The organism is Massilia sp. Soil_C_3 (genome assembly GCF_057657035.1).
The window spans coordinates 95,097-118,372 of sequence record NZ_JBDGJG010000006.1; the positions used below are offsets into that span (position 1 = coordinate 95,097).

Sequence of the window (23,276 nt, forward strand, 5' to 3'; positions counted from 1 at the left end):
GCCGTCAATCGACAACAGCAATCCGGCCGCGCCCTTCGGCGGCCCCAACACCTGCGCATCGCCGGCACCCACCCAATTAGGGTCAGAGTCGAATTAATTTCCAATTGATTTACTGAAGTTGTCAAACAATTCGACTCTGACCCTAATTATTGGGTTGGCGCCTGCGGACGGTTAGCGGCGGCCGAACATCATCAGGTCGGCGAGGAGGGTGCGGGCGGGGCGGGCCAGGTCGAGGGCGGCGAGGCCCAGGCCCAGCAGGGGTTGCAGTGGCTTGCTGGCGGTGAAGGCGCGGGCCATGGTGTCGGTCAGGCCGATCGTCAGCTTGCGGTCTTGCGCGCGTTCTTCCAGGAAGCGGCCGATCGCGGCCGGGGTGGCGCCGCGCGCCAGCTGGCGCGCCAGGACGGCGGCGTCGCGCAGGCCCAGGTTCAGGCCCTGGCCGGCGACCGGGTGCAGGGTTTGTGCGGCATTGCCGATGGCGACCGTGCGCGCGGTGACGCGCGCTTCGGCGTTCAGGCCGAGGGGGAAGGCGACGCGGGGGGAGACTTTCGTGAAGGTGCCCAGGCGGGTGCCGAAGGCGTCGCCGAGTTGTTGCAGGAATCGGGTGTCATCCAGGTCGAGGACCGCGCCGGCGCGTTCGGGACGCACGCACCACACCAGCGCATATTGATGGCCATCGGGGCCGTCTTCCGGCAGCAGAGCCAGCGGGCCTTCGTCGGTGAAACGCTCGAAGGCGCGGTGCGCGATCGGCATGTCGCTCGTCACGCGCGCGATCACGGCGGTCTGTTCGTAGTCGCGGCTCCTGGCGCGGTGGTCTTGCTGGCCGAAGATGCCGCCTTCCGCTTGCACCGCCACCTGCGCGCGCAGCGTGCGGCCGTCGTCCAGCGCCAGCAATGCACCGTCGGGCCCCTCTTCCAGCGACTGCACGCGCGCCGGGCGCAGCACGGCGACGCCGGCCGCCTCGCAGCGCCGCGCCAGGGCATCGACCACGGCGCCGTAGCGCGTGACGTAGCCCAGCGCGTCAACGTCGTGATCGCGGCGGTCCATCAGGCTGCGGCCCAGCTGGCCGCGGCGCGAGACGTGGATCTGGTGGATCGCCGTGGCCGGCAATGGCCACGCCCCGACTTCGTCCAGCAGCTGCACGCTGCCCCAGGACAGCGCGATCGAACGCGGGTCCGAGATCGCCTGGCCCAGCGACTTGCCGTCGATCAGGGCGATGCGCGCACCCGGCACCCCGCGCCGCGCCAGGAAGGCGGCCAGCGCCAGTCCCACCGGACCGGCGCCGCAGATCGCCACATCGAAGTCCAGCTCTTGTTCGGTCATCGTGTTTCCCGCATCAGTGCTTCGATATCAGTCACGCTCTTCGGCGCGTCGGCGCTCAGGATGCGGCAGCCGGCGTCGGTCACGAGCACATCGTCCTCGATCCGGATGCCGATGTTCCAGAATCGTTCCGGCACGCCCTCGCCGGGCCGTACGTAGATGCCTGGCTCCACCGTCAGCGTCATCCCCGGCAGCAGGGGACGCGATGGCTTGTCGGGCAAGGCGACGTCGCGGTAGGCGCCGACGTCGTGCACGTCCATGCCCAGCCAGTGGCCGGTGCCATGCATGTAGAACTGGACATAGGCGCGTGACGCGATCGCCTCGTCGAGCGGGCCCACCTTGTTCCGATCCAGCAGGCCGAGGTCGAGCATGCCTTCGGTGAGCACGCGCACCGCCGCATCGTGGATCGCGCTGTACGGCCGGCCCGGCGCGATGGCGGCGATGGCCGCCGACTGCGCGCGCAGCACCAGTTCGTACAGGATGCGCTGGGCATCGCTGAAGCGGCCATTGGCCGGATACGTGCGCGTGATGTCGCTGGCGTAGCCGTCCAACTCGCAGCCGGCGTCGATCAGCACCAGGTCGCCGTCGTCGATGCGGCGGTTGTTGGCGTTGTAGTGCAGCACGCAGGCTTGCGGTCCGGAGGCGACGATCGAGGGATAGGCCGGGAATTGCGCCCCGTTGCGGCGAAATTCGTGCAGCAGTTCGGCTTCGATCTCGTACTCGAACATGCCGGGCCGGGTGGCGCGCATCGCGCGCGCATGGGCCTGGGCCGAGATCGCGCCGGCGCGCGTCATCAGGGCGATTTCGTGCTCGTCCTTCAAGAGCCGCATCTCGTCGAGCATGGCCAGCAGGTGGTGCGTCGTCTGCGGCGCGGTGACGCCGGTGCGGCCGCGTGCGCGCACTGCCTTGAGCCAGCCGGCCACCCGCGCGTCGAGCGGCGCGCCGGAGCCGAGCACGTAATACAGCGCCGGCGCATCGGCCAGGATATCGGCCATGCGCGCGTCGAGTTCATCGATCGGATACGCCTCGTCGAAGCCGAACGCATCGCGCGCCGCTTCGGGGCCAAAGCGAAAGCCTTCCCAGATCTCGCGCTCGACGTTCTTCTCGCGGCAGAACAGGATGGAACGCCCCGCATGCTCTCCCTGCGCCGCCACCAGCACCACGCAGCTCTCGGGTTCGGCGAAGCCGCTCAGGTAATAGAAATGGCTGTCGTGGCGGTAGGGATAGTCGCTGTCGCCGTTGCGCGGCACCTCCGGTGCGGTGCCCAGCACGGCCACCGCGCCCGGCTGCATCCGCCCCAGCAGCTGCGCACGCCGGGCGGCATGCGCCGCGCAATGCGGCATCATGAAGCCGTCTTGGCCGCCCGCAGCGGCGCGTTCAGTTCTTCCAGCTGGCCCACGGTGCCGACATTGACCCACTGGCCCTGGTAGATCTCGCCGCCGACGCGCCCCTGCTCGATAAACTTGCGCATCAGTGGACCGAACTTGAGGAATTCGCCAGCCTCGATCCCGTCGAACATCTCGGCGCGGTAGACGCCGATGCCGGCGAAGTTCCACTTAGGTGGACCGTCGTTCTTGAGCGTATACATGTCGAGCGCGAAGTCGCCGTGCGGGTTGTGCCACGGGTTCGGCGTCAGCCACAGCCAGGCGATGTCGCGCTTGTCGACCGGGTAGGGAACGCCGACCGCATCGATATCCTTGAGCGCGTCGAGCGCCAGCGAGAAATCGAAGTAGGGCGCGTAGATGTCGCCCGACACGGCCAGGAACGGTTCGTCGCCCAAGAGGTGCAGCGCATTGGCGATGCCGCCCGCCGTCTCGAGCGGCGTCGGCTCGTGCGAGTACACGATGCGCGCGCCGTAGCGGCTGCCGTCGCCCAGTTCTTCCTCGATCATGTGGCCGAGGTGGGAGTGGTTGATCACGATCTCCGTGATCCCGGCGCGCACCAGGTTCAGCACGTGCCAGGTGATCAGGGGCCGCCCGCGCACTTTCAATAAAGGCTTGGGGCAGCTGTCGGTCAGGGGCCGCATGCGCTCGCCGCGGCCAGCGGCAAAAATCATCGCTTTCATGCTGGACCTCAGAAGGTGTAGCCGACCTGCGGCGCCTTGTCTTCGAGCGCGTCGAGCAGGCGCAGCAGCGGCTTGAGTTCGGTGTAGCGGTTCGCGGTCTTGCGCACGTAGTCGATCACCGTCGGCAGGTCGCCCATGTAGTGCGACTTGTTGTCGCGGTAGTTCAGGCGGCAGAAGATGCCGAGGATCTTCAGGTGGCGCTGCATGGCCATGAACTCGAAGTCGCGGTAGAAGGCGTCGATGTCCGGGTTGACCGGCAGGCCGGCCTGCTTGGCGCTCTGCCAGTAGCGCACCACCCAGTCCAGCACGATTTCTTCGTCCCACTGGATGTAGGCGTCGCGCAGCAGCGACGCCAGGTCGTAGGTCACCGGGCCGTAGACGGCGTCCTGGAAATCGAGCACGCCGGGGTTGCCATGGTCGAGGAACATCAGGTTACGCGAATGGAAATCGCGGTGCATGAACACCTGCTGCTGCGCCAGCACGTTCGAGGCGATCGCCTCGAACACCTTGTCGAGTTGCGCCTGCTGCTTGTCGTCCAGCGTCACGCCCAGGTGGCGGTTCAGGTACCACTCCGGGAAGATGTTCAGCTCGCGCAAAATAAAGGCGCGGTCGAACTCGGGCAGCACGCCGGGCTGGCTGGCCATCTGGAACTTGAGCAGGGCGTCGACCGCGTCCGAATACATGAAGGCGGCGTTGTCGCTATCCAGGCGCGCCAGGTAGGTGGTGGTGCCCAGGTCGCCCAGCAGCAGGAAGCCCTGTTCGACGTTGCGCGCGGCGATCGCCGGCACCGTCACGCCGGCGTCGAACAGCAGGCCCTGCACATGGATGAAGGCCGGCACGTTCTCGCGTTCCGGCGGCGCATCCATGGCGACCAGGGTCGCGCCCAGCTTGTCCTGCATGGCGGGGACGACGTCGTAGCGGAAGTAGCGGCGAAAGCTCGCATCGACGGAGGCAGGGCGGCCGGTGTCGACTTCCACCAGGCCGGTCGAAGCCAGCCAATCGTTCAGTTGCGCCAGGCGTAGATCGGTATCATGTGCTGCACCGGAGGAAGTGGAAGAATTTTGATACGAAGATGACATGAAGCGGCCTGACGAATCCGGTTGGTTGAGCTAATTCCCATATAATAAGGGATTCATTCTAAAAAAACCGCCCTTTATGGTGCATGTCCGATTTTCCATGAGCTGCGATTTTCCATGAGCTGGTCGTCACGCCAACCTTTCCCTCCGCGGCAGGTCCTCGCGCTCTATGCACTGGTTTCCGCAACCGCGGTCCCGGCATTCGCCCAGAGTGTCCCCCCAGCGCCCCAAGCTGAAGACCAACTTCCCGTCGTAATCCAGGCCGAGGAGATCGGCGGCCGTCCCGACCGGCGGCTGGACCTCGACCGCAACGTCGAGATCACGCGCGGCCAGAGCGGCATCACCGCCGATACCGCCTGCTACCTGCGGGTCGAGGACGAAGTCACGGCCACCGGCAACGTGAACATGTGGCGCTTCGGCGACCGCTACAAGGGTGACGAACTGCAGCTGAACCTCGAGACCGGCAAGGGCTACCTGCTCAACCCGACCTACTTCCTGGCCGACAGCAATGGCCAGGGCGAGGCCGACCGCATCGACTTCCTGGGCGAACAGCAGGCCATCGTGCGCAACGGCACGTACAGCACCTGCGAAGGCCCCGATCCCGACTGGTACATCAAGTCGAGCACCCTGCGCCTGGACAGCGGCCGCGACGTCGGCACGGCCGGCAAGACCATCATCTATTTCAAGGACGTGCCGATCCTGGGCACCCCGGCGATGTCGTTCTCGCTGTCTGGCCAGCGCCGCTCCGGCTGGCTGCCGCCCACGGTGGGCTTCGGCTCCCAGGGCAAGGCCGAAGTGATGGTGCCGTACTACGTCAACATCGCCCCCAACCGCGACCTGACGCTGTATCCACGCATGATGTTCGACCGCGGCTTCCAGATGGGCGCCACCGGCCGCTACCTGGGCAGCACCTACCAGGGCGAGACCCATGTCGAGGTCTTGCCGGACGACCGCAAGACGGAGACCACGCGCTGGCGCGTCGACTCGCTGCACAGCCAGTCGATCAGGCCGAACTGGTCGTACGGCTGGAACCTGCATGGCGCCTCGGATGACGAATACCCGTCCGACTTCTCGCGCAACGTCTCGGCCAGCGCCGAGCGCCAGCTGCTGCGCGAAGTGCGCACCGATCTGCATGGCCAGTTCTGGACCCTCTCCGCGCGCGCCCAGAACTACCAGGTGCTGCAGGATCCGGCCGCCGACACCGACCCCAACCTGAGGGTGCCCCGCCCCTACGACCGCCTGCCGCAGATTAACTTCCGCGCCGCGCGCTACGACGTGGCCGGTTTCGACTGGGCGATCGACGCCGAGGCGACCCGCTTCGACCACCCTACCGATATCGGCGGCAACCGTGCCGTGGTGCAGGGCCAGGTCAGCTATCCGATCGTGCGTCCGGGCTGGTTCGTCACGCCCAAGCTGATGTACAACGCGGCCAAGTACGATCTCGAAAGGCATGAGAGCCGGGTCGGCAAGCCCACCAGTATCTCGCGCACGATCCCGACCTTCTCGCTCGACAGCGGGCTGGTGTTCGAGCGCAAGGCTTCGCTGTTCGGCAGCGGCTCCACCCAGACCCTCGAGCCGCGCCTGTTCTACGTCTACACGCCGTACGAGAACCAGGACGACGTTCCGCTGTTCGACACCGGCCGCTCCGGTTTCAACTACGCCCAGCTGTTCTCCGAAAACCGCTACGTGGGCCTGGACCGGGTGTCCGACGCCAACCAGGTCACGGCCGCCCTGGTGTCGCGCTTCATCCAGGAAGATGGCTCCGAGCGCCTGCGGCTGGCCTTTGGCCAGCGCCAGTACCTCAAGCAGCCGCGCGTGGGCCTTTACCAGAACGAACCGCCACACCAGAGCCGTTCCGACATGCTGCTGGCGGCCTCCGGCACCATTTCCGAATCCTGGAGCTTCGATAGCGGCGTACAATACGATGCCAGCGGAAGCAGTTTGTACAGCTCGAATGTGGGTGTACAGTGGCGTCCGGGGCAGATGAAGGTGCTGAACGCCGAATACCGTTATCAACGTGACAGCTTCCGCAACATCGACGTGTCGGCGCAGTGGCCGATCGGCCGCCGCTGGTATGGCGTGGGCCGGGTCAGTTACGCGCTGCGGTCGTACGGCGTGGGGCTGCCAGCCAATTCACCGGCTGGCGGCGGCAAGCTGATCGAAAGCCTGATCGGTCTCGAATACAAGGCCGATTGCTGGGTGTTCCGGATGGGCGCGCAGCGCTTCGTGACCGCCGCGCGCGAGGCGTCGACGCCGATCTTCTTCCAGCTCGAGCTCAATGGCTTGTCGCGCCTGGGCCTGGGTAATCCGCTCGATTCGTTCAACAAGAGCATCCCGGGCTATACGCGACTGAATACCGGAATTGGACGTCCATAAGCAAGCGTTCAGACTAGCCGTCCATAATTGTCCATGATGTGAACTATCCTGAAATGAGTGCTTTCCAGATGATGCGTACTACCCGTTTGCAGTCCCTCCAGATGGCGGCAGCATTGCTGTGCGCGCTAACCGCGGGCCAGGCGCTGGCCCAGGCCGACACTTCAGCCGCTACCGGCGGCGGCTTCCTGCCGCCCGCCTCGGCCAACGCCAAGGTGGTCGATTCGATCCAGGTCGTTGTCAATGACGAAGTGATCACCCGCAACGAAGTGATCGGTCGCGTGGCCCAGGTCAGCCAGAACATGAAGTCGCGTAACGCCCAGTTGCCCGACCCGGCGACCATGGAGCGCCAGGTGCTCGAGGCGATGATCGTCGAACGCGCCCAGTTGCAGCTGGCGAAAGAGATGGGCGTCAAAGTCGACGACCGCACCCTGGACGCCACCATCGGCCGCATCGCCGAGAATCAAAAGATGTCGGTGCAGGACATGCGCAACCAGATGGAAAAAGAGGGCATGCCGTTCGCCCAGTTCCGCGAAGACATCCGCAACGAGATCATGATGCAGCGCCTGCGCGAGCACGAGGTCGACAGCAAGATCCAGGTCTCCGAGGCCGAGATCGACACCTATATGGCGGCCGCCAAGGCTGCCGAGGCCGATCGCATCGAGGTCGACATCTCCCAGATCCTGGTGCGTGTGCCAGAGAACGCCTCGCCCGAGCAGATCGCCGCGCGCGGCGCGCGCGCCGAGGAAGTGATGCGCCAGCTGCGCACCGGCGCCGACTTTGCGCGCATGGCCTCGACCTATTCCGACGCCCCTGACGCGCTCAAGGGCGGCGAGATCGGCTGGCGCGACGCCGACCGCCTGCCGCCGATGTTCTCGACCGAGCTGCGCAAGCTCGAAGCAGGCCAGGTCACGCCGATCCTCAAGACCAACGTCGGCTTCCACATCCTCAAACTGGCCGGCAAGCGCCCGCTGGGCGGCGAGACCGAGAAGTCGGTGGTCGAACAGACCCACGCGCGCCACATCCTGATCAAGGTCACCCCGACCATGACCGAGGGCGAGGTCAAGCGCAAGCTGCTCGAGCTGAAGGAAAAGATGGACAACAACGCCGGCACCTTCGAGGACCTGGCGCGCCTGCACTCGCAGGATGGTTCGGCCGCCAAGGGAGGCGACCTGGGCTGGCTGTACCCGGGCGACACCGTGCCGGAATTCGAGACCGCGATGAACGAACTGAAGCCGGGCCAGGTGTCCGACGTCATCCAGTCGCCGTTCGGCTTCCACCTGATCCAGGTCATCGGCCGCAAGAGCGAAGACGTGACCCAGCAGAAGGAACGCAATGTGGCGCGCCAGGTCCTGCGCGACCGCAAGATGCAGGAAGCGATGGAAGACTGGATGCGCCAGGTGCGCGACCGCGCCTACGTCGAGTTCCGCGAGGAGCAGTAACACCATGGCGGCGCCACAGGCGCTTGGGCGCCCGTTGGCGCCGCAGTCGGCGGCATCGGGGCCCGCATCTCGCCCCGTATTTCGCCCAACCTTGGCGATCACCGTCGGCGAGCCCGCCGGCATCGGCCCCGAGATCGCGATCCGCGCCGCCTGGGCCCTGCGCGAGCAGGCCAATTGCGTCCTGATCGGCGACGCCGCCTTCCTGGCGCTCACCGCCAGCCTGATCGATCCCGCCATCCGCCTGTCGGCGCTGTCGACCCAGGCGCTGCGCAATGGCGGCCTGCCGCATTTCGGCGCCCTGCGCCTGGCGGTGGTCGACGTGCCGCTGGCCGCGCACGTGGTGCCGGGCCAGCTCGATCCCGACAATGGTCTTGCCGTGCTGGCCACGCTGGACCTGGCGATCGAAGGTTGTGGCTGCGGTTGGTTCGACGCCATCGTCACCGCGCCGCTGCAGAAAAGCACGATCAACGACGCCGGCATCGCCTTCTCCGGTCATACCGAATACCTGGCCGAGAAGACCGGCACGCCCAAGGTAGTGATGATGCTGGCCGGATCGCCAGGCGGCGACCAGCCCTGGCTGCGCGTCGCCCTGGCCACGACCCATCTGCCCTTGAAGGATGTGCCGGGCGCGCTCACGCGCGACAACCTGACCCGGGTGCTGGACATCCTGCACGCCGACCTGCGCGATAAATTCGGCATCACGGCGCCCGTGATCCTGGTCACCGGCCTGAATCCGCACGCCGGCGAGAACGGTTACCTGGGCCGCGAAGAGATCGATGTCATCACGCCGGTGCTCATTGATGCGAAAAGCCGCGGCATCGATGCGCGCGGCCCATATCCGGCCGACACCCTGTTCCAGCCCAAATACCTGAAGGATGCCGATTGCGTGCTGGCGATGTACCACGATCAGGGCTTGCCGGTGCTCAAGCACGCGACCTTCGGACGCGGCATCAACGTCACCCTGGGCCTGCCCCTGATCCGTACCTCGGTCGATCACGGCACCGCCCTCGATCTGGCGGCCCAAGGCCTGGGCCTGGCCGATTGCGGCAGCATGGAAGAGGCGATCCGCGCCGCCATGCACATGGTGGCCGCGCGCCGCGCAGCCGCCACCACGAATAATTAAGAAAGCAAGCATGAAACACGTCGCACGCAAGCGCTTCGGCCAGAACTTCCTGACCGACAAGCAGGTCCTTACCGATATTATCGACGCCATCGGGCCGCAACGCGGCCAGGCAATGGTCGAGATCGGCCCGGGCCTGGCGGCGATGACGGCGCTGCTGCTCAAGTCGCTTGACCACATGCACGTCGTCGAGCTGGACCGCGACCTGGTGGCGCGCCTCGAAAAAGCCTATCCGCGCGAGCGCCTCACCGTGCATTCGGGCGATGCGCTCAAATTCGACTTCGGGTCGATTCCGGTGCCGGAAGGGCAGAAGCTGCGCGTGGTCGGCAACCTGCCGTACAACATTTCCAGCCCGCTGCTGTTCCACCTGGCCGAATTCACCGAGCTGGTCGAAGACCAGCATTTCATGTTGCAGAAGGAAGTGGTCGAGCGCATGGTGGCCGAGCCGGGTACCAAGGCCTACAGCCGCCTGTCGGTGATGTTGCAATGGCGCTACGACATGGCCATGCTGTTCATCGTGCCGCCGACCGCCTTCGATCCGCCGCCGCAAGTCGAGTCGGCCATCGTGCGCATGGTGCCTACCCGCCGCCGGCTGGCATGCGACGGCAAGCGCCTGGAGGCGGTGGTGGCCAAGGCCTTCTCGCAGCGGCGCAAGGTGATCCGCAACTGCGTGGCCGGCATGTTCACCGAGGCGCAATTGGTCGAGGCCGGCATCGATCCGGGCGTGCGTCCGGAAGCGGTCAGCCTGGAGCAATACGTGGCGCTAGCCAATTTACCCGTTTCTTGAGCGTAGGGTGTACGGCTTCGCCGTACACGCGTTCAATACCATTTGCCATCAGCGCCGTCCGCCGGCGCTTTTTTACGTCCGAACAGGCCCTGCTGCGCCGCAGCATACGGGTTATCACGTATTTTGGGGCCCCCGGTCGCCCATTTGCGCAGTCTGTCGCATGCCGCTGGAGGGCCGAGGACCAATTTCTTATAGTGCCCATATGGACAGCCGATCCGGCGCCTCAACCGACCAATAGGGAGCACATCATGAACGTCCTCAAGCACATGGAAGCCATCTTCATCGCCGCCGCCATCCTCGCCGGCTTCAGCAGCTACGCCGTCGCCGCCAATGCGCGATCAAACGAGGCTTACGCGGCCCAGGTGTCGGTCGGCATGGAAAAGATCGCCGTCGTGAAGGTCAGCGCCGCCCGCTGATCGTCGTCAGGCCGACGTTGTCGGCCACGCGGGCAAAAAAAAGCCCACTCCAGAGGAGCGGGCTGAAATCCAATTCTTTTCTGAGGAGAGTTGGAGGAGACAGGAGTTATTATGCTGCGTGACAGCATATAAGTCCAATTTCCCTTTCAAATACTCGACATAAGAATTGTGTATATCTGATCAGCTTGGTGCCGCGACGCAGGTCACGTTGATATTGGTGACGTTTGCAGCTTGCATGGTGCCGGTGGCATTCGCGACGGTGCAAATCTGACCGGTCGGCTGGGTAATAACGGTCACACCGTAGGTTTGCCCGAATTCAACCGGTCCGGCGAAGGTATAAGTAGGTGGCGTCGTGACGCCCGCTGCCGGCTTGGCGACCGTAAAAGTACCCCCGGTGCTGCCATTGGCCAGCACCAGGCCGTCCGCCGTCAGGCCGTTCACCGTACCGCCGATCGTATAGACATCGACCGCGCATGCGAAGGTGATGGCGATCTCCGCCAGGCGACCGGCAGTATCCCTGGAATTGTCGATGGTCTGAGGAGGTGTGCCGCACTTCTGATTGGCCGGGAGGCTCTTGAACTGGACGAAATACTCGTCACCATATTCGAGCTTGTTCGGAAATTCGAAACTGACTGTGGCGCGAGGGGTGGCTGGCGCCGGAACGGCGATTTCCATGCCATTGGTCGTCAGGACCATGCCCGGATAAACGATGCCGGTGATCGTGCCTTTGACGACGAACTCGGCTTTGTCGCTGCCGCCACAGCCGGCCAGGCCCGCGGTCAGGGCCAGCGCGAGCGCCGGACGGATCAGGGAAGACTTCATGCGTAACGCTCCAGGGAAAATTAAGGGGTGCAGGTAACGGCCACGTTGGTGACGGCGGCCGGGCCCACGCTGCCGCTGCCATTGGCGACGGTGCACGTCTGGCCGGCTGGTTGTTCCAGGACCGCGACGCCGTACGGCGAATCTTCGGCAATATCGGCCATCTTGAACTCGGTGGCGCCGGCCTGCACGGTCACCCGGTCGGAGCCGTTGACCAGGATCAGATTGCCCTTCAGGTTACTCACGGTGCCGGACAGGGCATGGCGGTTGAGCTCACACGTGATGTAGATGGTCCAGACGTGGTATCCGGCACGGCCGCTTGGGTTCTCGATCGTGCAATCCTTGACGTTCGATGGCTTGGATTTGACGACGACGCTATAGCGGTCGTCGGTCGAGATCAGGCTGTTGAACGCCCAGCGACCCGCGCCGGAACCATCGGCCGGCGGCGTGATTTCCTTCTCCTGGCCGCCGTTGGTCACGACCAGGCCAGCCTTGGTCACACCCTCGAACGTGCCGCCCAGCTCAAGCTGGCCATCGCTGCCGCCGCAGGCAGACAGTGCGGCCGCGCAGGCCAGCGCCGCGCCGGCACGCAGGTAGGAACTCTTCATAACATCTCCAAAAAATCTAGCGGGAAAGCGCAGCTGCGCGGTGAGAATAGAAAAATCGCTCAACATTTTAGTCCATTTGGCAAGCGGCTGGTCCATTTCGGGCGTATTTGGTTTTGTATCTTGGTGTAACCATCATTCAACAAAGGCAATATTCCAGGGCGCAGGCGGCGTGCGCATTGCATTCGGACTGGCGCATCGCTATGCTTGGGACGCACCTTTTCCCCCCTAGTCTGGAAGCCGATGACCCGCCAACCCTGGCCGAAAGCCGTCCTGTTCGACCTCGACGATACACTGTGGCCGATCGCGCCCGTGATCCTGGAAGCCGAAAAACTGTTGTATGCCTGGCTCGGCGAGCATGCGCCGCGGGTGGCCGAACGCTTCACGATCGACAGCCTGCGGGCGGCGCGCCTGGAACTCCTGGCCGCACGCCCCGAATTCGGGATCGACCTGGGCGCGCTGCGCCATGCCGGCCTGGTCGCCGCCTTCGAACAGGTGGGCGAGGATCCCGGCAAGGCCGAGCTGGCGATGACGGTGTTCTTTGCCGCCCGCAATGCCGTGACGCCCTACGAGGATGTCGTGCGTGGCCTGCAGCGCCTGAAGCGCCATGCGCTGGTCGGCTCGGTCACCAATGGCGTGGCCGACCTGCAGACCATCGGCCTGGCCCACCACTTCCAGGCTTCGGTGGCGGCGCGCGAGTTCGGCCGCGCCAAACCCGACCCCGGCATCTTCCTTGCCGGCTGCGCCGCGCTCGGCGCCCTGCCCGGCGAGACCCTGTACGTGGGCGACGACCTGTTGCTGGACGTGCAGGGCGCCCAGCGCGCCGGCCTGCGTGCGGCCTGGATGAACCGCACCGGCAAGGTCAACGAACTGGCCCATGAAGTCCGGCCCGACGTCGAGGTGGCCAGCCTCGACGCGCTGCTCGACTGGCTCAAGTTCCAGTAAATACGCACGCAAGAGCGTTGGACATGCGTCACAGCAAGCCTTGCGCTGCCCGTGCCACGTCCCAACCTGCCTATAATGCACACACTAAATACGAGCATCGAACGTTTCCTGGAATCATGCAACTCGACCAACGCGCCCACACCCTGCTCAAAGCCCTCGTCGAACGGTATATCGCCGACGGCCAGCCGGTAGGCTCGCGCGCGCTGTCCAAGCTCCCGGGCCTGGAGTTGTCGCCAGCCACCATCCGCAACGTCATGGCCGACCTCGAGGAGATGGGCTTCGTCGCCAGCCCGCACACCTCGGCCGGCCGCATCCCGACCCCGCGCGGCTACCGCGTGTTCGTCGACACCCTGCTGACGGTGGGGCCGATCGACGACAAGGCGGTCGATGCCGAGCGCATGCGCTTGCCGCAGCCCTTGTCCAACCCGCAACCGCAGAAACTGATCGCCAATGCGGCGCAGATGTTGTCCTCGCTGTCGCAATTCGCCGGCGTGGTGCAGAGTCCGCGCCGCGAGTCGGTATTCCAGCAGATCGAATTCCTGCGCCTGGGCGAAAAGCGTATCCTGCTCGTGATCGTCGACCCGCGCGGCGACGTCCAGAACCGGCTGCTGCTGCTCGATCAGGATTATTCTCCGTCGCAACTGACCCAGTCGGCCAATTACCTGAACCAGAACTTCGCCGGCCTGTCCTTCGACGCGGTGCGCAAGCGCCTGAGCGGCGAGCTGCAGCAATTACGCGACGATATGGGCCGCCTGATGCAGGCGGCGGTCGAGGCCGGCAGCGAAGCGATGGCCGAGGGCGACGATATGGTCATTTCCGGCGAGCGCAACCTGCTGTCGGTGTCCGACCTGTCGTCCAACATGAGCTCGCTGCGTCAGATGTTCGAGATGTTCGAGCAAAAGACTGGCTTGATGCAATTGCTCGACGTTTCGAGCAAGGCCGGCGGCGTGCAGATCTTCATCGGCGGCGAATCGAAACTGGTGCCGATGGACGAGATGAGCGTGGTGACGGCGCCGTATGCGGTCGACGGCCGCATCGTCGGCACCCTGGGCGTGATCGGCCCGACGCGGATGGCGTATGAAAGAGTGATCCCGATCGTCGACATCACGGCCAAGCTGCTGTCGAACGCGCTCAGCCACTCCTGAATCGCGAAATCTTAAGCCAGTGCAAGGCTGGCAACCCTCTTGCCACAATTTGACATAGTTTTGGAAATGCAAATGAGTATGATTCTCAATTGCATTGAGCCGGAGCGTTCCGGCTTGTCCACAGAACAGTCAAATAACAGGAACACGAGGGATGAAACTGACCGCAATACGCATGACGCCGCTTGCCGCGGCAATCGGACTGGCGCTCGTCGGGCTGCCGGCCATGGCCCAGCAGGCCGGCACCCAGCCGATGCACCAGGTGCACATCGTCGGCACCGCCGAACAGGAACTGAAGCAGGCGATCGGCGTCTCGGTCATCACCTCGGAAGACATCGAAGCGCGTCCGCCAGCCAATGACCTGGCCGAGCTGATCCGCACCATGCCGGGCGTCAACCTGACCGGCAACAGCGCCAGCGGCCAATACGGCAACAATCGCCAGATCGACCTGCGCGGCATGGGCCCGGAAAACACCCTGATCCTGGTCGACGGCAAGCCGGTCAGCTCGCGCAACTCGGTGCGCATGGGCCGTAGCGGCGAGCGCAATACGCGCGGCGACACCAACTGGGTGCCGGCCGAAGCGGTCGAGCGCATCGAGGTGCTGCGCGGCCCGGCGGCGGCGCGCTACGGTTCCGGCGCCGCCGGCGGCGTGATCAACATCATCACCAAGGCGCCTGGCGACTATCTCACCGGTTCGGTCACCGCCTATGCGCTGGCGCCCGAGCACAGCGAGGAGGGCGACAGCAAGCGGCTCGGCTTCAACCTGTCCGGTCCGCTGGCCGGCAAGGTGTCGTTCCGCGTGTTCGGCAACGTCAACAAGACCGACGCCGACGCGCTGGCGCTGAATGCCACGCCGGACAACAGCGCCAATGGCGCGATCCCGCCGGCCGGCCGCGAGGGCGTGCGCAACCGCGACATCGGCGGGCTGCTGCGCTGGGACTTCATGCCCGACCAGGTGCTCGAGTTCGAATCGAACTTCAGCCGCCAGGGCAATATCTATGCTGGCGACCGGGCCGTGAATGCGGCCGGCTTCCCGATCCTGGGCGAGCTGGCCAATGCCGCTGCCGAGACCAACGTCATGCTGCGCCGCAGCGCCGCGCTGACCCACCGCGGCAAATGGGGCGCCACCACCTCGCGCCTGTGGCTGACCTATGAAGGCACCGACAATACGCGCATGAACGAAGGCCTGGCGGGCGGACCGGAAGGCAGCATCAGCGATCCGACCAAGCGCTCGACGTCGGAACTGGAAACCTATGGCGCCAACGGCGAGATCCATACGCCGCTCAACTTCGGCGGGGTGGCGCAAATGCTCACCGCCGGATTCGAGGCGCGCAAGGAAAAGCTCAACGATCCGTATTCGATGACGCAGGCCGGCACGGCGATTCCCGGCATGCCGGTCGGCGAGCGCGATGGCCGGTCGAGCGCCGAAACCTATGCCGTCTATGTCGAGGACAATATCGGCGTGAATACCGCATTCACCCTGACCCCGGGCCTGCGCTTCGACAAGCACAGCCAGTTCGGCACCAACTGGAGCCCGAGCCTGAATGCCTCATATGCCTTGAGTCCCACCTTGACACTGCGCGGCGGCGTGGCGCGCGCCTTCAAGGCGCCGAACCTGTACCAGTCGAATCCGAACTACCTGTACTACACGCGCGGCAACGGCTGCCCGATCAACAACCCGAACCTGGGCGGCGGCTGCTATGTGCGCGGCAACGACAACCTGGCGCCGGAGACCTCGGTCAACAAGGAAATCGGCATCGCCTGGAAGGACCGGGGCCACGAGGCCAGCCTGGCCTACTTCCACAACGACTACAAGAACAAGATCACGGGCGGCATGGATCACCTGCTCGGCAACACCTCGGCCAATGGCCGCCTGTTCCAGTGGGAGAATTCGCCGAAGGCGGTGGTGCAGGGCGTCGAGGGCAACCTGACGATCCCGTTCGGTCCGCGCCTGAAGCTGACCAACAACCTGACCTATATGATCGAGAACGAGAACAAGACCAATGGCGAGCCGCTGTCGGTCATTCCCGAATACACGCTGAACTCGACCCTGGACTGGAAGGTCAATGCCAGGCTGACGACGCTGCTGACGGTGTCGTATTACGGCAAGCAGGAACCGCGGCGCCTGACCGGCACCGGTGGCCAGGCCAGCGGCGAGGCGCTCAACACGCTGGCGCCGTATGCCGTGGTGGGCGCCAACGTCGGCTATGCCTTCACGCCGAAGCTGTACCTGCGCACCGGCATCAACAACCTGTTCGACGAACGCCTGTTCCGGCGCAGCACCAATGGCAGCACGGGCGCGGAGTCGTACAACGAACCGGGCCGCGCGCTGTTCGTGAACCTGACCGCCTCGTTCTGACGACCCTCAGAAAGTAAAAAGGGCGCATGGGATGAGTCCCATGCGCCCTTTTTACCTGGATTTACAGCGGCCAGGCCGCCCGTGCAGTTACTCCGGCTTGCCGATGCCCCGGCACTGCGGGCAACTGCCATAGATCGCCAGCGCATGCTCGACGATCGTGAAGCCGTGTTGTTCGGCAATCATCTGCTGGCGCTTCTCGATCTCGTCGTCATAGAACTCTTCGACGCGGCCGCAGGTGACGCACACCAGGTGGTCGTGGTGGGAACCGGCGTTGAGCTCATAGATGGCCTTGCCGGTCTCGAAATGGTTACGGTTGAGCAGGCCAGCCTGCTCGAACTGGGTCAATACGCGGTAGACGGTCGCGAGGCCCACGTCCATATTGTCAGCAAGAAGGATCTTGTAAACGTCTTCCGCCGTCAGATGCCGTACGGAGCTGTTCTGGAAGATTTCCAGGATTTTCAGTCGTGGCAGCGTGGCCTTGAGGCCGCTCGCCTTCAGGTCAGTCGGGTTGTTACTCATGTTTGTCACTCGAATATTGGCGGAGTGCTTTATGATATAGCGTTTTGGAAGCTCCCGCTCGAACGTATTGAGGTTAACTATGCCTGTCAAACAAGCCGTATTCCATCGATTCTCCGCCAAAGCGGCTCTGGCGGCGGGTCTCGCCTGCACCTTGACGCTGTCCGGCTGCGCATCCTGGCGCAACCAGACGCGTCCGGCGCCGCCGGTGGCAACGGATGCGGCCGCCAGTGCGTCCGACGCGGAAAAGTCGGCCGCCATCGCCAATGCCGGCGCCCAGACCGTCCAGGCCTCGCGCCTGCAGCGCTTCCTGTGGATCTTCTCGCCTTACCGTCCAGATATCCAGCAGGGCAACTTCGTCTCGCAAGAGATGCTCAACCAGCTCAAGGCCGGCCAGACCCGCGACCAGGTGCGCTTCCTGCTCGGTTCGCCGCTGCTGATGGATGCCTTCCACGGCGACCGCTGGGATTACCCGTTCTACCTGGCGCGCGGCAATGGCGAGCTGACCACCAGCCGCGTGACCGTGTTCTTCAAGGACGACGTGGTCGAGCGTTTCGAAGGCGGCAACCTGCCGAGCGAGCGCGAATACATCGACCGCATCGCCGGTCCGTCGAAGGGCAGCAAGGCCCATCCCGAACGACGCCCGGTGGAGCCGGCCAAGGTCAATGCGCCTGCAACGCAGCAATAAGGAGGCGAGCATGACGATGTTGAATATCGCCGTCGCCGGCGCCAGCGGCCGCATGGGCCGCATGCTGATCGAAGCCATCCAGTACGCACCCGATGCGCGCCTGGCCGGCGCGCTCGACTTGCCGGGTTCGCCTTTCATCGGCCAGGACGCGGGCGCCTTCGCCGGCTTCCTGACCGGCGTGATGATCGAGGATAGCCTCAAGCACGGGCTGCACAATGCCGACGTGCTGATCGACTTCACCCGCCCCGAAGGCACCCTGCAGCACCTGGAATACTGCGCCGCCAACGGCAAGCAGATGGTGATCGGCACCACCGGCTTCGACGAGGCCGGCAAGGCCGCGATCCGCGCCGCCGGTGAGAAGGTCGGCATCGTGTTCGCCCCGAACATGAGCGTGGGCGTGAACGTGACGCTCAAGCTGCTCGAAATGGCCGCCAGGAGTTTTTCGGAAGGCTATGACATCGAGATCGTCGAGGCGCATCACCGCCACAAGGTCGATGCGCCGTCCGGCACCGCGCTCCGGATGGGCGAAGTGATTGCCGACGCCATCGGCCGCGACCTGAAGGAATGCGCCGTCTACGGCCGCGAAGGCGTCACCGGCGAGCGCGATCCGTCGACCATCGGTTTCGCCACCGTGCGCGGCGGCGACGTGGTGGGCGACCATACCGTGATGTTCCTCGGCACCGGCGAGCGCATCGAGATCAGCCACAAGTCGAGCAGCCGCGTGACCTATGCCCACGGCTCGCTGCGCGCGGCGCGCTTCCTGGCGGACAAGGCCACCGGCCTGTTCGACATGCAGGACGTGCTGGGCCTAAAGGGGTGATCATGGCGGTGGCAGAACTGAACGGCGCCGTCATTGTCGATGAGGCATCGTTTCACCAGCAGAGCCGCGAGGCCTTCGGTTTCCCGGCCTCGTATGCGGACAGCATCGACGCCTGGGTCGACTGCATGAGCTATCTGCGCGACGACGAGAACATGACCAAGTTCCGCCTGAAAGCGGATGAGGTGCTGGAAATCGTCGTCCTCGAGGCCGACAAGATGAAGGCGGCGGCGCCCGAGCTGCTCGAAGAGCTGAGCTATTGCGTCGGCGGCATCAACGAGCGCTATGAGGATTACGGCGAAAAGCCGGCGCTGGAGCTGATCCTGCGTTGATTTCCCTGAGGCAGCGTGCATCGAGACGCTGCCTTTTTTCATATTTTTCCCGCCTGCATCGCGCCACGCCGCAGTGCAAAATGAACCAGTTATAATGACCGGTTCCACATCCCACATTACGTCTGCAGAATCATGCAAGAAAAATATAGTCCAGCCGAAGTAGAACAAGCCGCCCAGGCCTACTGGAAATCGATCGACGCCTACAAGGCCGTCGAAAACGACCCGCGTTTCCCAAAAGGCAAGTATTACGCCTGCTCGATGCTGCCTTACCCATCGGGCAAGCTGCACATGGGTCACGTGCGCAACTATACGATCAACGACGTGATGTACCGCTACCTGCGGATGAACGGCTATAACGTCCTGATGCCGATGGGCTGGGACGCGTTCGGCATGCCGGCCGAAAACGCGGCGATGGCCAACAACGTGCCGCCGGCCGAATGGACGTATTCGAACATCGCCCACATGCGTGGCCAGATGGAATCGATGGGCCTGGCGATCGACTGGTCGCGCGAGATGACCGCCTGCAAGCCGGACTACTACAAGTGGAACCAGTGGATGTTCCTCAAGATGCTCGAGAAAGGCATCATCTACCAGAAGACCGGCACCGTGAACTGGGACCCGGTCGACCAGACCGTGCTGGCCAACGAGCAGGTCGTGGACGGCCGCGGCTGGCGTTCGGGCGCGCTGATCGAGAAGCGCGAGATCCCGATGTACTACGTGCGCATCACCGACTACGCCGACGAACTGCTCGACCACGTCGACAACAAGCTGCCGGGCTGGCCGGAGCGCGTGCGCACCATGCAGGCCAACTGGATCGGCAAGTCGACCGGCGTGCGCTTCGCCTTCCCGCACAGCGTGAAAGACGACAGCGGCGACGCGATCGGCGACGGCAAGCTGTACGTGTTCACCACCCGCGCCGACACCATCATGGGCGTGACCTTCTGCGCCGTGGCGCCGGAACACGCGCTGGCCCAGCACGCGGCCCGCAACAACCCGGCCCTGCAGGAATTCATCGCCGAGTGCAAGATGGGTTCCGTGATCGAAGCCGATATGGCGACCATGGAGAAGAAGGGCATGCCGACGGGCCTCTTCGTCACCCATCCGGTCACGCAAGAACAGATTCCGGTCTGGGTCGGCAACTACGTCCTGATCACCTATGGCGACGGCGCCGTGATGGGCGTGCCGGCGCACGACGAGCGCGACTTCGGCTTCGCGAAAAAATACAATCTGCCGATCAAGCAGGTGGTGGCGGTCGAAGGCCAGGAATTCTCGCTCGACGCCTGGCAGGAGTGGTACGGCGACAAGGAGGCCGGTCGCACCATCAACTCGGGCAAGTACGACGGCCTCGATTACACCTCGGCCGTGAACGCGGTCGCCGGTGAACTGGCCGAACAGGGCCTGGGCGAGAAGAAGACCACCTTCCGCCTGCGCGACTGGGGCATCTCGCGCCAGCGCTACTGGGGCACCCCGGTGCCGATGATCCACTGCGGCGAATGCGGCATCGTGCCGGTGCCCGAGAGCGACCTGCCGGTCGTGCTGCCCGAGCACCTGGTCCCGGACGGCACCGGCAACCCGCTCAACAAGGACGAAGCGTTCTTGAAATGCGACTGCCCGCAATGCGGCAAGCCGGCGCGCCGCGAGACCGACACGATGGACACCTTCATCGATTCGTCGTGGTACTACATGCGCTATACCTCGCCGGGTTCGAACGAGGCGATGGTCGACGCCCGCAACGATTACTGGATGCCGATGGACCAGTACATCGGCGGCATCGAGCACGCCGTCATGCACCTGCTGTACGCGCGCTTCTGGACCAAGGTGATGCGCGACTTCGGCCTGGTGAAGTTCGACGAGCCCTTCGTCAACCTGCTCACCCAGGGCATGGTGCTCAACGAGACCTACTACCGCGAAGACGCGTCGAGCAAGAAGACCTGGTTCAACCCTGCCGACGTCGATCTGACCTTCGACGACAAGGGCCGTCCTCAGAGCGCAATCCTGCGCGCCGACGGCCAGCCGGTGGAAATCGGCGGCACCGAGAAGATGTCGAAGTCGAAGAACAACGGCATCGACCCGCAAGCCCAGATCGAGCAGTACGGCGCCGACACCGCGCGCCTGTTCACGATGTTCGCCTCGCCGCCCGAGCAGACCCTGGAATGGTCGAACAGCGGCGTCGAAGGCGCCAGCCGCTTCCTGCGCCGCGTGTGGGCTTTCGGCTACGCCCAGCGCGAACGCATTGCAGCGAGCTTCAATGGTGAAGCGCAAGGCACGCTGAACGACGACCAGAAGACCCTGCGCCGCGAAGTGCACAAGGTGCTGCAACAGGCCGACTACGACCTCAAGCGCATCCAGTACAACACCGTGGTCTCGGCCTGCATGAAGATGCTCAACACGCTGGAGTCGGCCAAGCTGGACGACTCGGCGGCCTCGAACGCGATCGTTGCCGAAGGCTTCTCGATCTTCCTGCGCCTCTTGAACCCGGTCGCGCCGCACATCACCCACGCGCTGTGGCAGGAGCTGGGCTTTGCCGGCGCCCATGGCGACATCCTGAACGCCGCCTGGCCGCAGGTCGACCCGGCCGCACTGGAGCAGTCCGAGATCGAGATGATGATCCAGGTGAACGGCAAGCTGCGCGGTTCGGTCAAGGTGGCGAAGGAGGCCGACAAGGCCGCCATCGAAGCCGCCGCGCTGGCTTCCGAGGCGGTGCAGAAGTTCATCGAAGGCACGCCGAAGAAGGTCATCGTGGTGCCGGGCAAACTCGTCAACATCGTCGTGTAAAGGATCCGCATGATCAAATTCGTGTCGAACAAGACCCTGGTGCGTGCGCTGGCCGCATGCATGATGGCGGCGGTGCTGGCCGGCTGCGGCTTCCAGCTGCGCGGCAGCGACGGCCAGTACAATCTGCCGTTCCAGAGCATCTGGTTGTCGTTCAACGAAGCCTCGCCGCTGGGCACGGAGCTCAAGCGCAATCTGCGCGCGGGCGACACCGTGCGCATCGAGACCGACGCCTCGAAGGCCCAGGCCCTGTTCGACGTGATCAGCGAAACGCGCGGCAAGTCTATCCTGTCGCTCAACAGCCTGGGCCGGGTGCGCGAGTATTCGCTCAGCTACACCCTGGTGTTCCAGGTGCGCGACGCCAACAACCGCCAGTTGCTGGCGCCGACCGAGATCACCCTGCGCCGCAACATCGCCTTCGACGAATCGCAGGTGCTGGCCAAGGAATCGGAAGAAGCGCTGCTGTACCGCGACATGCAGTCCGACCTGGTGCAGCAGATCCTGCGTCGCCTGGCCGCGATCAAGCCGGCGTGAGGAAGTAAGCGACGATGCAGTTGCGGCTCGAGGCACTCGACGGTCATCTGGGCAAGGGACTGGCTCCCTTGTACGTGATCACCAGCGACGAACACCTGCTCGCGCTGGAAGCGGCCGACCGGATCCGCAAGACGGCGCGCGCGCAAGGGTACACCGAGCGCGACGTGCTCACGGTCGAGCGCAGTTTCAAGTGGGGCGAGCTGCTGGCCGCCAACCAGGCGCTGTCGCTGTTCGGCGACAAGAAGCTGATCGAGCTGCGCATCCCGACCGGCAAACCGGGCAAGGACGGCAGCGCGGCGCTACAGAGCTATGCGAAAGACCTCAGCCCCGACAACCTCACCCTGATCACGCTGCCGAAGCTGGACTGGCAGACCGCCAAGTCGTCGTGGGTGACGGCGCTGCAACAAGCCGCCGTCTACATCGACATCCCGAACGTCGAGCGCGCCCACCTGCCGGGCTGGATCGGCCAGCGGCTGTCGAGCCAGGGCCAGAGCGTCGAGCGCCAGAGCCTGGACTTCATCGCCGACCGGGTCGAGGGCAACCTGCTGGCGGCGCACCAGGAAATCCAGAAACTGGGGCTGCTGTACGAACCGGGCAAGCTCGGTTTCGAACAGGTGCACGACGCGGTGCTGAACGTGGCGCGCTACGACGTGTTCAAGCTGTCCGAGGCGATGCTGGGCGGCGACCCGGCGCGCCTGGCGCGCATGCTCGAGGGTTTGAAAGGCGAGGGCGAGGCGCTGCCGCTGGTGCTGTGGGCGGTGTCCGAAGAAATCCGCACGCTGCTAAAATTAAAGACCGGCATGTCGCAGGGCCGCCCGCTGGGCGCGTTGCTGAAGGAATACCGGATCTGGGGACCGCGCGAGCGGATGATGGAACCGGCGCTGCGCCGCGTGTCGCTTGGCACGCTCGAGGCGGCGCTGCAGGACGCGGCGCAGGTCGACCGCATGGTCAAGGGCTTGCGCGCGAAAAGGTTCGCGGGCGATGCGTGGGATGCGATGTTGCAGCTGGCGTTGAAGGTGGCGCGGTAACGTGTCAGGCGGCGCTGGTTGAACGCGTCGGCGGGGGACCCGCCAACCCTACGTAGGGTTGGCGGCTTTGCCGCCGACGCGTTCAACGCACACATGCATACCCGTTCCGACCACATACAACGC

At 64.7% G+C, this 23,276-nt stretch carries 21 protein-coding genes; 14 read left to right on the forward strand and 7 right to left on the reverse strand.

Going from position 1 to position 23,276, the window contains the following annotated elements; all coding sequences use genetic code 11:
- Nucleotides 1-171: 171 nt before the first annotated feature.
- Genes AC3A6F_RS13360 through AC3A6F_RS13375 form a run of 4 tightly spaced genes read right to left on the reverse strand, consistent with a single transcriptional unit; the run spans nt 172 to nt 4,461 of the window.
- Entirely contained in the window at nt 172-1,320 is a 1,149-nt protein-coding gene (locus AC3A6F_RS13360; RefSeq protein WP_487681464.1) for a UbiH/UbiF/VisC/COQ6 family ubiquinone biosynthesis hydroxylase, read from the reverse strand.
- Complete coding sequence (gene pepP / locus AC3A6F_RS13365; RefSeq protein WP_487681466.1) at nt 1,317-2,663, reverse strand: Xaa-Pro aminopeptidase; 1,347 nt, start codon at nt 2,661-2,663, stop codon at nt 1,317-1,319. The genes AC3A6F_RS13360 and pepP overlap by 4 nt, the downstream gene beginning before the upstream one ends.
- Entirely contained in the window at nt 2,660-3,382 is a 723-nt protein-coding gene (murU, locus tag AC3A6F_RS13370) for an N-acetylmuramate alpha-1-phosphate uridylyltransferase MurU (protein WP_487681468.1), read from the reverse strand. Before murU ends, pepP begins: the two co-directional genes overlap by 4 nt.
- Nucleotides 3,383-3,390: 8 nt before the next feature.
- Nucleotides 3,391-4,461, reverse strand: coding sequence for an aminoglycoside phosphotransferase family protein (locus AC3A6F_RS13375; RefSeq protein WP_487681470.1), 1,071 nt, complete (start codon nt 4,459-4,461; stop codon nt 3,391-3,393).
- A gap of 114 nt (nt 4,462-4,575) precedes the next feature.
- Between AC3A6F_RS13375 and AC3A6F_RS13380 the strand changes: the two genes are divergently transcribed.
- The 5 genes from AC3A6F_RS13380 to AC3A6F_RS13400 all read left to right on the forward strand — a co-directional run bounded on the left by AC3A6F_RS13380 (nt 4,576) and on the right by AC3A6F_RS13400 (nt 10,596).
- Nucleotides 4,576-6,834 (forward strand): LPS-assembly protein LptD, encoded by a 2,259-nt coding sequence (locus AC3A6F_RS13380; RefSeq protein WP_487681472.1) that lies wholly within the window; start codon nt 4,576-4,578, stop codon nt 6,832-6,834.
- Between the two features lie 68 nt (nt 6,835-6,902).
- Nucleotides 6,903-8,273, forward strand: coding sequence for a peptidylprolyl isomerase (locus AC3A6F_RS13385; protein WP_487681474.1), 1,371 nt, complete (start codon nt 6,903-6,905; stop codon nt 8,271-8,273).
- Nucleotides 8,274-8,277: 4 nt separating this feature from the next.
- Nucleotides 8,278-9,396 carry a 4-hydroxythreonine-4-phosphate dehydrogenase PdxA gene (gene pdxA, locus AC3A6F_RS13390; protein ID WP_487681476.1) on the forward strand — a complete coding sequence of 373 codons (1,119 nt, stop codon included), beginning with the start codon at nt 8,278-8,280 and terminating at the stop codon, nt 9,394-9,396.
- Nucleotides 9,397-9,406: 10 nt separating this feature from the next.
- The gene (gene rsmA / locus AC3A6F_RS13395; RefSeq protein WP_487681478.1) at nt 9,407-10,180 is read left to right on the forward strand and encodes a 16S rRNA (adenine(1518)-N(6)/adenine(1519)-N(6))-dimethyltransferase RsmA; all 774 of its coding nucleotides are present in this window, start codon (nt 9,407-9,409) and stop codon (nt 10,178-10,180) included.
- A 248-nt stretch (nt 10,181-10,428) separates the two neighbouring features.
- Nucleotides 10,429-10,596: a hypothetical protein gene (locus tag AC3A6F_RS13400; RefSeq protein ID WP_487681480.1), complete on the forward strand. Its 168-nt coding sequence runs from the start codon at nt 10,429-10,431 to the stop codon at nt 10,594-10,596.
- A 180-nt stretch (nt 10,597-10,776) separates the two neighbouring features.
- Here the strand turns inward: AC3A6F_RS13400 and AC3A6F_RS13405 are convergent, their stop codons facing one another.
- Nucleotides 10,777-11,418, reverse strand: a complete 642-nt coding sequence (locus AC3A6F_RS13405; RefSeq protein WP_487681482.1) for a hypothetical protein — start codon at nt 11,416-11,418, stop codon at nt 10,777-10,779.
- A 20-nt stretch (nt 11,419-11,438) separates the two neighbouring features.
- The gene (locus AC3A6F_RS13410; RefSeq protein WP_487681484.1) at nt 11,439-12,023 is read right to left on the reverse strand and encodes a hypothetical protein; all 585 of its coding nucleotides are present in this window, start codon (nt 12,021-12,023) and stop codon (nt 11,439-11,441) included.
- Between the two features lie 240 nt (nt 12,024-12,263).
- Between AC3A6F_RS13410 and AC3A6F_RS13415 the strand changes: the two genes are divergently transcribed.
- From AC3A6F_RS13415 to AC3A6F_RS13425, 3 genes are all read left to right on the forward strand, one after another.
- Nucleotides 12,264-12,965: an HAD family hydrolase gene (locus AC3A6F_RS13415; protein ID WP_487681486.1), complete on the forward strand. Its 702-nt coding sequence runs from the start codon at nt 12,264-12,266 to the stop codon at nt 12,963-12,965.
- Nucleotides 12,966-13,081: 116 nt separating this feature from the next.
- Entirely contained in the window at nt 13,082-14,110 is a 1,029-nt protein-coding gene (gene hrcA / locus AC3A6F_RS13420; RefSeq protein ID WP_487681488.1) for a heat-inducible transcriptional repressor HrcA, read from the forward strand.
- 151 nt (nt 14,111-14,261) lie between these two features.
- Nucleotides 14,262-16,466 carry a TonB-dependent siderophore receptor gene (locus tag AC3A6F_RS13425; RefSeq protein WP_487681490.1) on the forward strand — a complete coding sequence of 735 codons (2,205 nt, stop codon included), beginning with the start codon at nt 14,262-14,264 and terminating at the stop codon, nt 16,464-16,466.
- An 87-nt stretch (nt 16,467-16,553) separates the two neighbouring features.
- Here the strand turns inward: AC3A6F_RS13425 and fur are convergent, their stop codons facing one another.
- Complete coding sequence (gene fur / locus AC3A6F_RS13430; RefSeq protein ID WP_123071719.1) at nt 16,554-16,985, reverse strand: ferric iron uptake transcriptional regulator; 432 nt, start codon at nt 16,983-16,985, stop codon at nt 16,554-16,556.
- A gap of 79 nt (nt 16,986-17,064) precedes the next feature.
- Between fur and AC3A6F_RS13435 the strand changes: the two genes are divergently transcribed.
- The 6 genes from AC3A6F_RS13435 to holA all read left to right on the forward strand — a co-directional run bounded on the left by AC3A6F_RS13435 (nt 17,065) and on the right by holA (nt 23,153).
- On the forward strand, nt 17,065-17,670 hold the full coding sequence (locus tag AC3A6F_RS13435; RefSeq protein WP_487681493.1) for an outer membrane protein assembly factor BamE: 606 nt from the start codon (nt 17,065-17,067) through the stop codon (nt 17,668-17,670).
- 10 nt (nt 17,671-17,680) lie between these two features.
- Complete coding sequence (gene dapB / locus AC3A6F_RS13440; RefSeq protein ID WP_487681494.1) at nt 17,681-18,490, forward strand: 4-hydroxy-tetrahydrodipicolinate reductase; 810 nt, start codon at nt 17,681-17,683, stop codon at nt 18,488-18,490.
- A gap of 2 nt (nt 18,491-18,492) precedes the next feature.
- Nucleotides 18,493-18,819, forward strand: a complete 327-nt coding sequence (locus AC3A6F_RS13445; RefSeq protein WP_487681496.1) for a barstar family protein — start codon at nt 18,493-18,495, stop codon at nt 18,817-18,819.
- Nucleotides 18,820-18,951: 132 nt separating this feature from the next.
- A complete protein-coding gene (gene leuS / locus AC3A6F_RS13450) occupies nt 18,952-21,594 on the forward strand; it encodes a leucine--tRNA ligase (protein ID WP_487681498.1) in 2,643 nt (880 codons plus the stop codon).
- Between the two features lie 9 nt (nt 21,595-21,603).
- Nucleotides 21,604-22,125 (forward strand): LPS-assembly lipoprotein LptE, encoded by a 522-nt coding sequence (locus AC3A6F_RS13455; RefSeq protein WP_487681499.1) that lies wholly within the window; start codon nt 21,604-21,606, stop codon nt 22,123-22,125.
- A gap of 14 nt (nt 22,126-22,139) precedes the next feature.
- Nucleotides 22,140-23,153 (forward strand): DNA polymerase III subunit delta, encoded by a 1,014-nt coding sequence (gene holA, locus AC3A6F_RS13460; protein WP_487681501.1) that lies wholly within the window; start codon nt 22,140-22,142, stop codon nt 23,151-23,153.
- The last annotated feature ends 123 nt before the right edge of the window (nt 23,154-23,276 follow it).